7 protein-coding genes are annotated in these 13,242 nt (G+C 55.8%); 2 read left to right on the forward strand and 5 right to left on the reverse strand.

Going from position 1 to position 13,242, the window contains the following annotated elements:
* Window positions 1-12: 12 nt before the first annotated feature.
* Window positions 13-975 (reverse strand): YfiM family protein, encoded by a 963-nt coding sequence (locus tag ASU33_RS11210; RefSeq protein WP_216818564.1) that lies wholly within the window; start codon window positions 973-975, stop codon window positions 13-15.
* Window positions 976-1,122: 147 nt separating this feature from the next.
* Here ASU33_RS11210 and ASU33_RS11215 point away from each other — a divergent pair, with 147 nt between their 5' ends.
* The gene (locus ASU33_RS11215; RefSeq protein ID WP_059070939.1) at window positions 1,123-3,954 is read left to right on the forward strand and encodes an alpha-amylase family glycosyl hydrolase; all 2,832 of its coding nucleotides are present in this window, start codon (window positions 1,123-1,125) and stop codon (window positions 3,952-3,954) included.
* Window positions 3,955-4,190: 236 nt separating this feature from the next.
* On the opposite strand, the gene ASU33_RS11220 is transcribed toward ASU33_RS11215, so the two are convergent.
* The 4 genes from ASU33_RS11220 to ASU33_RS11235 form a co-directional block, all read right to left on the reverse strand.
* Window positions 4,191-5,051, reverse strand: a complete 861-nt coding sequence (locus ASU33_RS11220; RefSeq protein WP_059070940.1) for an N-acetylglucosamine kinase — start codon at window positions 5,049-5,051, stop codon at window positions 4,191-4,193.
* A gap of 273 nt (window positions 5,052-5,324) precedes the next feature.
* Window positions 5,325-6,383 carry a SusE domain-containing protein gene (locus ASU33_RS11225; protein WP_078063069.1) on the reverse strand — a complete coding sequence of 353 codons (1,059 nt, stop codon included), beginning with the start codon at window positions 6,381-6,383 and terminating at the stop codon, window positions 5,325-5,327.
* 99 nt (window positions 6,384-6,482) lie between these two features.
* Window positions 6,483-8,093: a RagB/SusD family nutrient uptake outer membrane protein gene (locus ASU33_RS11230; protein ID WP_059070942.1), complete on the reverse strand. Its 1,611-nt coding sequence runs from the start codon at window positions 8,091-8,093 to the stop codon at window positions 6,483-6,485.
* 13 nt (window positions 8,094-8,106) lie between these two features.
* The gene (locus ASU33_RS11235; protein WP_059070943.1) at window positions 8,107-11,118 is read right to left on the reverse strand and encodes a SusC/RagA family TonB-linked outer membrane protein; all 3,012 of its coding nucleotides are present in this window, start codon (window positions 11,116-11,118) and stop codon (window positions 8,107-8,109) included.
* Between the two features lie 440 nt (window positions 11,119-11,558).
* Between ASU33_RS11235 and ASU33_RS11240 the strand changes: the two genes are divergently transcribed.
* Complete coding sequence (locus ASU33_RS11240; RefSeq protein ID WP_059070944.1) at window positions 11,559-12,983, forward strand: alpha/beta hydrolase-fold protein; 1,425 nt, start codon at window positions 11,559-11,561, stop codon at window positions 12,981-12,983.
* Window positions 12,984-13,242 lie beyond the last annotated feature (259 nt).

Consider the following 13,242-nt stretch of genomic DNA (forward strand, 5'->3'; position numbering starts at 1 on the left):
GCAGCTACCAGCTCAGTGATACAGCCCGTGCAGCACCAGTCCGCGCTTGCGGTTCAGCTCCAAGGCAGGCGCGGGCAGGTGAAAGATGCTGGCCACGTAAAACACCGTGCGCAAGGCTTTGCTGCGCGTTGGAATGTGGCGCAGGTCGATGTCGAACGACAAGTAATACTGCCGGTAGGCATCGAGGCCGGCGGCACGGTTGGTGTCGGGGTCGTTGTACAGCATTTGCTGAGCGCCGTAGCCTAGGGTCGGTTGCAGCCAGCGGGGCCAACGGTTGCCTTCGGGCAGAAAGGCGCCCACATCGGCGCATAGCCAGTAGGTTTGGCCGTTGTAGTCTTTCAGCAGCCGTTCACCTAGGTTCTTGCCGAGCACGTTGGGTCGGCGCTGGGCGTAAGGCGTGGTCCGGAACGATACTTTGGGCATCAGGCGTACTTCGCCCCAAGTAAGCTGTTGCGCTATCAGCCCCGCCGAGCCCGCAAAGTTGGCTGCCAAATCGGTGGCCGATGCGCCGTAAGCCGGGTCGCGGCCATCGAAATACTCAATGGGGCTTTGCAGCAAAAAGCCTACGAAGCCGCCGTACCAAATGGCCTGCTTGGGCGTAAGGCCGGCCCAGTGGAGCAAATCAACGGCGCCGCGACTCTCATGAAAGGCGCCCCATAAGTGGCCTGCCTTGTCAAGCTGTTTCCACTCACGCGAATCATCAAACCAATGAAAGCGACTGCGCGGCCCTGTGTACCAACCTTTGCTTAGGGTATAATAAGTGCCCGCATAACCCGTAGCAAAGGTGCCGATAACCAGCGGCAGGCGGTGCTTAGGCGCCGGCACCGGCGCGGCACCTAGGGCTTGGTGGGGTGGTAGGGGGCGCGCTACCGAATCGTTTGCGGAGGGGGCAGGCGGCGCTACTTGCGCCACGCCCCAATGAGCCAGCCAAAGGCAGCCAAAAACGATGAAAAAACCGCGTTGAAGAGCCCGCATTCGATGAAATTTGTGCGCGGGCCAAAGCTACGCACAAAAGATAGGAGCAAGGTTGGTAACGTTTGCGGCAGGCTAGTACCTTTACTCAGTTTCTTGCGTCTTTTTTTTAGGTTCGTTCACCTCAATCATCTCTACTACTCACCGTTTATGAAAAAACTTCGACTCCTAGGTGTGCTCTGGCTGATGCTGATTAGCATAGCAGCAGTGCGTGCCCAGGTGGTTACCACGCAGCCGTCGTTTTTCACGGCCGACGACCAGGTAACTATCACTTTCGATGCCACCAAAGGATCGGGTGGCCTGAAGGATTACACGGGCGACGTGTACATCTGGACCGGCGTTATTTCTGATAAGAGCGCCAACGATACCGACTGGAAAGCGGTAGTGGGCAGCAGCTTCTCCCAGCCCATCGCGAAGGAGAAGATGACGCGCAGCACCACCAACGCCAACCTGTACACCATCACCTTCGTGCCGCGCACCTACTACGATAAGCTGCCGGCCGCCGACAAAATCCTGAAGTTGGCCATGGTGTTTCGTGGGGCCAACGGCTCGCCCGAAGGCAAGGACACCGGCAACAAGGACATCCTGATTGAGGTACAACAGAGCGCGGCTCTTTCGGTGCGCTTTACGCAGCCCGCCAACAGCCAGAACGTGCAGCTGGTAGAGAGCGGTGCCAAGGTGCAGGTGGTGGCCGAAGCCTCGAAGAGCAGCAACCTAAAGCTGTACCTGAACAACACCTTGCAGGCCGAAGCTACTGCCAACAGCATCAGCAAAGAGCTGACGATTGCGCAAGCTGGTCGCAACGAAGTGAAAGTGGTAGCCACCGACGGTTCGCAAACCGCGGAGCAAACCATGGTATTCTTTGTCAGAGGAGCAGTAGTAACGCAAGCGCTGCCTGCCGGCGTGCGCGACGGCATCAATTACCTACCCGGTGGCACCTCGGTGGTGCTCGTGCTTACGGCGCCCCAAAAGCAGCACGCTTTTGTAGTGGGCGAGTTCAACAACTGGGAGCCCACCGATGCGGGTTACATGAAAAAGACGCCCGATGAAAAGCAGTGGTGGGTGCAAATTGATAACCTGCAGCCCGGCCAGGAGTACGCATACCAGTACCTTGTTGATGGCACGCTGAAGGTAGCCGACCCCTTTACCGAGAAGGTGCTCGACCCCAACAACGACCAGTTCATCAACCCCACCAACGGCCCGGTGGTATACCCCGGCCTGAAGCCTTACCCTACCGGCAAAACCACCGGTATTGTATCGGTGCTACAAACCAACCAGCAGCCCTACAACTGGCAGGTTACCAATTTCCAGCGCCCGGCCAAAAGCAAGCTGGTGATTTACGAGCTGCTGGTGCGCGACTTCATTGCCCGCCGCAACTACCAAACGCTCGTCGACACGTTGGCTTACCTGCAGCGCTTGGGCGTAAACGCCATCGAGCTGATGCCCGTGAACGAGTTTGAAGGCAATGAGTCGTGGGGCTACAACGTGTCGTACTACTTCGCGCCCGATAAGTACTACGGCCCCAAGGATCAGCTCAAGCGCTTCGTTGATGAGTGCCACCGCCGTGGCATTGCAGTGATTGTTGACGTGGTACTGAACCACTCGTTTGGCCAGTCGCCGATGGTGCAGCTGTACTTCGAAAACGGCAAGCCTGCAGCCAACAGCCCGTGGTTTAACGCAGATGCCACGCACCCCTTCAACGTAGGCTACGACTTCAACCACGAAAGCCCCTACACCCGCGCTTTCTCGAAGCGCGTGATGGAGTTCTGGCTGCAAGAGTACAAGGTTGATGGCTACCGCTTCGACCTGTCGAAGGGCTTTACGCAAACCAACGCCGGTGGCGATGTGGGCAAGTGGGGCCAGAAAGACGACTCGCGCATTGCCATCTGGAAGGACTACAACAACCACATTCGCAGCGTCGATCAAAACGCCTACGTGATTCTGGAGCACTTTGCCGACAACAGCGAGGAGCAGATTTTGGCCGCCGAAGGCATGATGCTGTGGGGTAACCTCAACCACAACTACAACGAGGCTACCATGGGCTACGTGGAGAACAACAAGTCGGACCTGAGCTGGGGCTACTACGGCACCCGCAATTGGTCGCAGCCGAACTTGGTAACCTATATGGAGAGCCACGACGAGGAGCGCCTGATGTTCAAGAACCTCAGCTTTGGCAAGCAGGTAGCCGGCCACGACGTGAAAAACCTGAACACGGCCTTGGCCCGCAACGAAGCAGCTGCGGCTTTCTTCTTCACGGTGCCCGGCCCGAAAATGATCTGGCAGTTTGGCGAAGTTGGTTACGACAAGAGCATCGACGAAAACGGCCGCGTGGGCAACAAGCCCATACTCTGGGAGTACTACAACGTGCCGGCCCGTCGTAAGCTCTACGACACTTACCGCAACCTCATTTCGCTGAAGAAGAACAACCCGGTGTTCGACAACCCGTCGAGCTTCACGCAGGATGTAGCGGGTGCTACCAAAACCATTCACCTCAGCGACCCGAACCTGAGCGTAACGGTAATCGGTAACTTCGATGTGGTATCAACTACGGTTAACCCCAAGTTCCAGCGCACCGGCAAGTGGTACAACTACCTGGCCAACGACAGCATCACCGTAACCGATGTGAATGCCGCCATTACGCTGCAGCCGGGCGAGTACCGCGTGTATACCTCGCGCCGTTTGGCCCGCGTTACCTCGTCGAAAGCCGCCCAGCAAGTAGCTGCTATCGGCCTGACGGTAGCGCCCAACCCCGCTAGCTCGCGCGCTACGGTTCGCTTCACCCTGCCTTCGGCTGCGCCTGTACAAGTAACCGTGCACAACATCATTGGCCGCGAGGTACGCCGCGTGGCGCTGCCTGGCCGCCAAGCTGCAGGTGCTGTTGAAGTAGGCGTGCCATTGGCTGGCTTGGCCCCGGGTGTGTACCTAGTGAAGGTGCAAGCCGGTGCTACCGCTGCCACTACACGCCTCGTGGTGCAGCCCTAGGTGCTTGTAACTGCCTTCGGGCAATCAGCCAACAAAAAGCCCCGCCAAATTGGCGGGGCTTTTTGTTGGCGTCGGGTAACGCCTTGATTAGAGCTGTGTGCTTTATGTTGCAACCTTCCTTATAGCTGATGCTCTGTAAGAACTTAGCGATAAGCAACAAGACCTAGGTGGCACCAAGCACAACGGGCCGCCCCATAGCTTGGGGCGGCCCGTTGTGCTTGGTGCCACCTAGGAGCCTACTCGGCCTGAGCTACCTCCACGTGGTAATCCACGAGGCTATCGATAGGGGAGCGGATGATTTTGCCTAACTGCATGCCGTGGGCGCGGGCAACTTGCGAAAGAGCATCGCGGAAATTGTACCCCACCGAGCCAACGCAGTTGAAGGTGTAGTTCTGATAGTCGGGGTACCGAATTACCAGGTTCCGGAAGAATGCTTCGAAGCCTTCTACAACGATGTCGCGGCAGTAGCTAACGTTGTTATGCTCGTAAGCAAACTTGCTGAACGATGCCAAAAAGCGGTTGGGCAGGGGTTGGTTGTAGATGCGGTCGAATATCTGCTCGTTTTCCAGCCCGTATTCCTGCTTGAAAGCTTCTTGCAAGCCGTCGGGCAACAGGCGGCGCATATAATCGCGCAACAAGCGTTTGCCGATCCAGGAGCCCGAGCCTTCGTCGCCCAAAAAGTAGCCCAACGAATCGATGTTGTGCGCAATATCCTGGCCGTCGTAGATAGCCGAATTGGTGCCAGTGCCCAGGATAGCCGCAAAGCCAGCCTGGCTACCTAGGAGGGCCCGCGCAGCCGCCAGCAAGTCGTGGCCCACGTACACGTTCGCATTCGGGAATACCTGGCGCATGGCCTTCTCCACGGTACCTACGTTAGCGGGGGTAGAGCAGCCCGCGCCGTAGTAGCTCACCTGGGTTACTTGCTCCCGCAGCAGGGCTTCCGGCAAGCTACCATCCAGCGACTTTACGATGCCCGCTGTGTCGATGAAGTACGGGTTGTATCCTTCGGTGTTGAAATGGATACGCTCCTGCGGGTCGGCTAAGTCGAGCTGGCACCAGCTGGTTTTGGTAGAACCACCGTCGGCAATTAGAATCATAAAGCAGTTTTGGATTGCGGGAAGAACCGGATAAGAGCCGGATTGTCTGCGAAAATAGACAGGTTATAGCAAGTACCTAGCGTTGGCGTTGCAATACAGCGTCAAACTTCTGAAAAAGTGAAGCGCAGCATGGCTAAGTATTGGCTACCAGCAGCCCTAGGTGAGTGGTGGTTTAAAAATAACCAGCAACAAAAAAGCCACTGCTACAGCAGTGGCCTTTTGAGTATAATCCGCAAGGCAGTGCTAGCGCAACCGCTCACGATTTAATCAAAACTATTTCACTGAGAAGGTGTAGTTGCCGGGCTTGCTTAAGTCGAGCGTTACAGTGTAAGTGCCAGCCGTAGCAATTTTGATGTTATCTCCGCCGTAATCGAGGATAGCATCTACGGGAGCACCGTTGCCGCCATCACCAAAGTTTACACCCCAGTCGCTGTTAGCGCGGAATTTGATTTCACCTACCTTCAGCGCTACACGGGCGCTCCAAGTGCCAGTAGTGGCGTCGTAGGTCAGGGGGGTGTCGCTGTTCCACTCGTTAGGAGTAGCCGAGCCAATCACGCCCCAAGTAGTTTTCAGATTTTCCCAAGTCAAGCTCTTGGTGTTTACCTTCAAACGATAGTAGCCCGGGCCCGTCAGCTTAAGGTTACCTGCGCCGCCACTAACTGAGAGCGTGCCCGCCGCACCGCCGTCGCCGTAGTTCGTGCCATCCCAGTTAGGGTTGCTGGTGAACTTAAACTCGGGCGAAGCATCCGTGATGTTCACGAAGCCTTCGTAGCTGTCGGGGTTGCTAGTGAAGGCTGATACCTTTGGTGCCGTTGCCGGCGACCAGCCTTGGTAGTTACCCGGTACGTACAGCGAGGGGTAGTTGATAACTACCAGGTAGGGAGTAGCCGTGAACGAAGATACGCCTGAGTTCAGAGGTGCTACTTTTTCGCCTACACTCGACTTAACCCGCACTTTCACTTGTGCCGGCGAGCCTGCAGTAAACTTCAGACGGCTGATGAGCAGATCGTTAATTTCTGCTACCGTGAACGCCTTAGTCGTTGCAGTGCCTACTGCTACTTCGTAAGGGGCTGAGAAGTCGCCAGACTGTTTGTCGAACTGAAGCGTGTACGTAACCGCAGCGTTGTAGCCGAAGGTCGGGGGCGTCCAGTTGTACGTCACAGCCGTTTGGCTGGCGTTGGCCATGGTCAGGTTCAGCGTGGTGGCTGAAGCCGTCAGGCCGGGTGCATCTTTAGGGGCTAGTATTGCGCGTTCTTCGTCCTTGTCGCACGAGGCGAGCAGCAACAAGGCAGCGGCGCAGAGCCCAGTAAGTTGGGTAAGCCGATTATGCATATGATGTGAATTTGAAGATGCTTGTGTGATTTAGCAATTAAGTTCCGGTGCCCTAGGTGGTTAACCGTTGCTAGGGCACCGGAACTTGCCAGCTACAGATTAGTAGCCAGGGTTTTGCTTAAGGTTTGGGTTAGCCGTGAGGTCCGTCGTCGGAATCGGGAAGATTCGCAAGTTGTCGGATACGCCACGGCCTTCGGGCGTGCCGCCCTTGAAAGGCCAAACGTAGTTGCCACCCGTGAAGCGACCGAAGCGAATCAAGTCGGTACGGCGGTGGCCCTCCCAGTACAGCTCGCGGCCACGCTCTTGCAGAATATCATCGAGCGTAAGGCTGGTTACCTGATTTGCTTGGGCACGCGTGCGCAGTAAGTTCACGTATCGCACAGCATCAGCTTGGCTACCGCCAGTACCGCCGCGCAGCACAGCCTCTGCATACATCAGGTACACATCGGCCAAGCGGAACATCGGGAAGTCGGTATCCGGGAAATCACCCGTTGCATCGGAGCCAGCTTGGCCCGTCGAAGTCACGTTCTTGAACTTCGTAACGGCGTAACCGTCGGTGAACGTGAAGATGTCGCTGATTTCTTTGCTCTGACCAGCCGTGTAGAACATGGCGCGCTTGTCGCCAGTGCCGTTCGGGTCGGGGAACAGGTCAACCAAGTTCTTTTTGGTGCGCAGACCAAACCAACCACCGTTTACACCGAAGTCCGACGCCTTCATGCTACCGCCAATGGCAGCGTGTACGATGAACGTCATGCCACCAAAGGTTTTGGTACGCACGCCGTCGAAGTTGATCGGGAAGATGATTTCGCGGTTGGCTGCCGAACGGTCGTTGTCGGCAAGAAACAGTAGGCGGTACTCGGGAGCCAGCTGGTAGTTGGCAGCAATTACCTTGTTGCAGTTGGTAATAACGTCCGACCAACGGTCTTGGCTCGAGTTGCCTAGGTAGGTTTTCGAGTTCAGGTACAGCTTAGCCAACAGCGTCCAGGCGGCAGCTTTGGTAGCGCGGCCATAGTTGACAACGTTCGGGCCGGCGTTGGGCAGATCAGCTTCAGCAGCCTGCAACTCCGACTCGATGTAGGTAAACAGCGCGGCCGGATTGGTTTGCGGAGGTAACGTAGTGCCTACCGATGATTCTTCGGTAGCAAACGGCACATTGCCACCAAACATATCAAGCGCATGGTAGTAGCTCAGAGCGCGCAGGAAACGAGCTTCGGCACGGTACGTCTTGATGGTCGCCAAATTGTCGCCGCTGATACCTCGCTCGCTCAGCTTCGCATCAGTAGTCTGACGAATGAAGTCGTTGCAGAGCGCCACTTGGTAGAAAATACGGTCGTACATAGCGCGTACGAACTCGTTATTAGCGTTCCAAGTCAGGCGGTTATAGTCGGGTAGGTTACCGTCGTTCCACGCGATAATGGCTTCGTCGGTGGTCAGTTCCTGGGCTTTCCAGTACTGACGCAGGTAGTTCGAGAAGCCTTCATCGATACCAGTGATATCAGGTAAACCTGCTGGGCCCTGCTGACCGCTGATAGCTAGTGTAGCGTAAAGGCGCGTTAGTGCTTGTTGAATCTGAGCAGGGTCGCGGTACACCGTATCGGTGTTGCTGAGGAACGAAGGCGACTGCTCCAGCTCGCCTACGCAGGAGGAAAGCGGTGCCAGCGAGGCCGCAAGCATTACGGCTGCCAGACTCCGGATAAACTTGTTTTTCATTTTCAGGAATGCGTTAGAAGCCGAAGTTCAGACCAACCGTAAAGGTGCGCGGACGCGGGTAGATTGTGTTGTCGATGCCTTGGTTATTATCACGCTGCGGCTCCGGATCCAGACCCGTGTAGTTCGTGATAGTGAACAAGTTCTGAACAGCGAAAGACACGTTGAGGTTCGCACGATCTTTATAGATGTTGCCGAAATTATAACCCAACGTAATGTTCTCCATGCGCAGGAACGAAGCGTTTTCGATGAAGTAGTCGGAGAAGTACTGAGCCGAGCCGAAGCGCGAGTCGTTTACCTCCGAAGTAGTGTTGTTCACGAAGCCGTTCGAGTTCTGCACGAAGAAGGCCTGTGAGCGTACGTTGTTGTACACGTAGTTGCCCAAGTGCGAACGGAGCGTGGCAGCCAGGCTGGCCTTGCCGTAGGTAACGTTGGTGCCGAAGCCCAAAATGGCGCGCGGCTGAGCCGACTGGTAACGGTAGCGGTCGGAACCGTTGATGATGCCGTCGCCGTTGCGGTCAACGTACAAGCCTTCTACCGGCTTGCCTTCGCTGTTGTATACCTGCTGGAACACGTAGAACGACTGCGGGCGGTAGCCTACCGAGTTGATCTGAATGTTGTTGCCCACGCCGCCAGCGATGACGCCCGTAGGGTTACCCACGAAGTTCGGGTTGTCGACGTTGGTTAGGCGCGTGATTTCACTGCGCAGCACGTTCGCGTTAGCGTTGATTGACCATTCAAATTTTTCGCCGCGAACGAGACCCAGATTCAGGTTGGCTTCGATGCCGCGGGTTTCCAGGTCGCCTACGTTAGCGAAACCTTCGTTCGAAAGATTGCTCAGGGCAGAGAACGGGATGAAGTTCAGCAGGTCGGTAGTGTTGCGCTGGTACGCATCAACTGCACCGCTGATGCGGCCGTCGAGGAAACCGAAGTCCAGACCAGCATTGTACGTGGTCGAAGTTTCCCACTTGAGCCCTTCATTGTAAAAGCCAGGGCGCAGCGTGGTGTAGAACTGATTGCCTACTTGGTACTGAGCCGTGTTGCGGCTGGGCGTGTAAAGCGCAAGATATGGGTAGTAGTTCGTGCCAATATCCTGCTGGCCCGTCTGGCCTACGCTCAAGCGTAGTTTCAAGTCAGAAACAGCCGACGAGTTTTTCAGGAAGCCTTCATCTTTCAAGCGCCATGCCAAGGCAGCCGACGGAAAGTAACCCCAACGGTTGTCTTCGCCGAAGCGCGACGAGCCGTCGGCACGGAACGTAGCTGTCAGGATGTACTTGTCTTTCAGAGTGTAGTTGGCGCGGCCGTAGAACGAGAGCAGGCGGTAGCCGGGGTCGTAATAATCCTTGCCATTGATGGGACGGTCGGCGGCTTGCTGGAAGATCTGGCCGAATACGTCGCGGTCGTCAAACACATACTCTTTGTAATCGAAGCTCTGGTAGGAGTGGCCACCCAGTACTTCGAGGCGGCTGCTGCCAAACTGCTTATTGTAGCGGAGGAAAGCTTCGAGCAGACGGTTGTTATTGTCGCGGGCGTATTGCTCAAAAATACCACGACCAAGGCGGGCGCCCGTAAGGGTAGCCGCATTGGGGTCGGTTACGCTGGTACCGCGGCTGCGTTGGATGTCGTAGCCTAGGTTCAAGTTAGCGCTCAAGTCGCGCAGGAAGGGCAGCTTGTAATCAAGCTGAATATTACCGATGCTGCGCTTAACGGTGCTGCGACGGCGCGTTTGCTCGATCAGAGAAACGGGGTTACGCGTGGCAAGCGTGTTGATGCTACCGTCGTTGTTGAGGAACTGGAAGTAGCCTCCGTAAGGCGAGAAGCGGCCCTCCGACGAGAAGATGGGCTGCGTGGGGTCGTAGTACACGGCCGCACCCACGGCATCTTGGTTCGAGAAGTTGTTATCAATCCACGAGCCCTTCACGTTCATGTCCACGCGCAGGTTGCCGTCGAGCAGAACAGGAGTGAGGCTCAGGGCACCGGTGTAGCGCTTCAGGTCGTTACGAATCAGCAAACCTTCCTGATCGAGGTAGCCGGCCGAGGCACGGAAGGGCAGTTTGCCAACAGCACCCGTCAGGCTTACGTTGTTGTCGGTGGTTTGAGCCGTGCGGAAAATTTGCTTCTGCCAGTCGGTGTTGGCCGTACCCAGAGTAGCTTTCTGCTGTGCATTGCCACGTTCGTTAACCAAAGCGCGGAACTCGTCGGCCGACAGCACGTCAACGAGCTGGGCAGCGGTGGCTACTGAGTTTTGGCTGGCGACATTTACGCGCAGCTTTTCGCCTTGCAAACCTTTCTTGGTGGTTACAATGATTACACCACCCGAAGCGCGGGAGCCGTAGATTGCGGCGGCTGAAGCGTCTTTCAGTACGCTGATGCTCTCGATGTCGTTGGGGTTGATCAGCGACAGAGGGTTCGAAGCACCAGGTAGGTCGCGGTTATCAATCGGAACACCGTCGATTACGAACAGCGGATCGTTGCTGGCGCTTAGCGAGCCACCACCACGGATGCGGATAACCGAACCGGCACCGGGGGCACCACTGCTGGTAGTTACCTGCAAGCCGGCCACTTTGCCCTGCACCAATTGCTCGGGGTTGGTTACCTGGCCCTTGACGAATTGGCGTTCCGAAATTTGCTCCACCGAACCCGATAAGTCCTGGCGGCGCTGGGTGCCGTAGCCAATTACTACTGCTTCGTTCAGCAGGGTAGTGTTCTCACCCAGTACCGTATTGGGCACCGTAGCGGTTTGGCCTGCCGTAACCGTTACCGGAATGCGCTGAGTAGAGAAACCTACAAACGAGGCAACCACCACGCGCGGACCAGCCGGTACGTTTTGGATCAGGTATTGGCCTTCAGCGTTGGTGGAGCTGCCAAGCTGCGTACCCTCAATTAGCACGGTTACGCCCGGGAGGCCTTGTTGATTTTCGTCCAGAATGCGGCCGCTTACACCACCGGTTTGGGCGGCAGCGCTCAGGCAGCAACTGACAAGGAAGAAAAGCAGAAACCAAAGTTTCGGCAGGTAGGAGTGTTTCATGTTAACATGAACTGGGTTGAGGGAGATGTTTGCAGGCGCTTGGAAAGTCAAAATGGGGGATGGGAGTTGAGGCTGTGGCAACGGGTTGGTGTGAAATGTAATCCGACCGGTTTCGGTCGGTGTCATAAATAAACTCCGCAAGATAAAGTAATCAAGGCAGGTATCGCAAACGTTTGCGAGAGTTGATTTTTTAGTACTATTTACAGGAAGAATTTGCCTCAGGGTTGGTGCAAAGGATTTCGGTCGTGCTAGGTGCTTTTATTCCCGAAATCGTTTGAAGTAAGTGATTGTTTAGTAGATAAATAACTTTTGTGTGTTAAAATATTCTAAGCAACTTATACTCAACTGTTAGCTACTTAGCTAAGCACAATTTTATGGAAGGCAAAAATTGTAAATGACTATATTCTTTACTTGCGTTGTTTGTTTATCCAGCTGCTCTCATGCGTTTCTTGCTAACCGCTTGCCTTGCTTTGTTGCTTAATCGCAGCGAGGCCCAAACCATCTTGCGCCTTACCGAAGTGCCGGCCAATACCCCTGCCGGCGCCAAGGTTTACGTAGCCGGTACCTTTAACAACTGGAACCCAGCCAGCGCCGACTGGCAGCTGCAGGCCAATGCTTCGGGCCAGTACCAACTCACGTTGCCGGCCTCCGTTGTTGGCACGGTCGAGTTCAAGTTCACGCGCGGCTCGTGGCAGGCCGTGGAGGCCGACGCGCAATTTGCAGATGTGCCTAACCGTAAGCTGACGGTTGCCTCGGGCCCTGCAACCGTCGATTTGAAAGTGCAAAGCTGGAAAGACCTAGGGAGCAACGCGCCAGCCCTATGCCAGTCGACGGCCCTGCAGCAAGTGCGCGTAATTAGCACCGAGTTTGAAGTACCGCAGTTAGGACGCAAGCGGCGGGTGTGGTTGTATTTGCCAGCTGGGTATGCTGCTAATCCGCAGAAGCGCTACCCCGTGCTTTACCTGCACGATGGGCAGAATGTGTTTGATAAATGCACCAGCTTTTCGGGCGAGTGGGGCGTTGATGAAACTTTGGCTCAGCTGGAGCAACAGGGTGTGGCGGCAGGCAGCTGCATTGTGGTAGCCATAGACAACGGCGGCGCTACCCGCCTCGATGAATACTCACCTTGGCGCAATGCGCAGTACGGTGGGGGGCAAGGCGCTCCGTACGCTGAGTTTCTGGTTCAAACCCTAAAGCCCTACATCGACGCCAATTACCGTACCCTCACCGACCGCGCCAATACAGGCATTGCCGGCTCCAGCATGGGCGGGCTGATTTCGCTGTACGCCGCCACGCGCTACCCGGGCACCTTCGGGCGGGTAGGGGTGTTTTCGCCAGCGTTTTGGTTTGCCGAGGCCGAGCTGAAGGCTTACCTGCACCAGCACCGCGCCACCGCGCCCACGCTCTTTTATTTTGTGGCCGGGGCACAAGAAAGTCAAACCATGGTGCCATTGATGCAGGCCGTGCGCGACTCCCTGCAACGCGCGGGTTACGCTGCCTCCGATCTTAATTATCAGGTGCGCGCCGATGGCCAACACGCCGAGTGGTTTTGGCAGCGCGAGTTTCCGGCAGCACAGCAATGGCTGTTTGCCCCTGCTACCGTTAACAGCCTAGGTGCCATTGCAGCCAAGGCAGCATTTAGCCTCTATCCGAACCCCACTAGCCAGCAGCTTGCAATACAACTGCCCGAAGGCGTGAGCGAAGCGCGCCTGGAAATTTCCGATACAACGGGGAGGGTTGTGCTGCGTCGCTTAATCCGTGAGAATAAGCTTGTGCTCGATGTAAGCCATTTGGCCAAGGGCAGCTACTCGGTACGGCTCAAAACCAAGAAATACACCGGCACGCAAACATTCGTTAAGCAGTAAAGCTTATTAGCATTATCAGATTCGTAGTGAAAATCTAACCGCAACCAGATTGTTTATGACATGTGTATGAAATATGCTTCTTTATTATGATATGTATAAAAATTAATGGTTGGACTGATGATTTCAAATTGAAACACTTGTCTTTTTGAAAATCTCTGTACTTTTGCAGCGTCAAACAGACACAACAATGAATTTCTTCTCGACTTCGCAGCAGCTTTGGTGGTGGCACGGCCGAATCCTCGGACGGGTCGCACCTGCG

The sequence above is a fragment of the Solirubrum puertoriconensis genome, assembly GCF_001483135.1.
GTDB classification, from domain to species: domain Bacteria; phylum Bacteroidota; class Bacteroidia; order Cytophagales; family Hymenobacteraceae; genus Solirubrum; species Solirubrum puertoriconensis.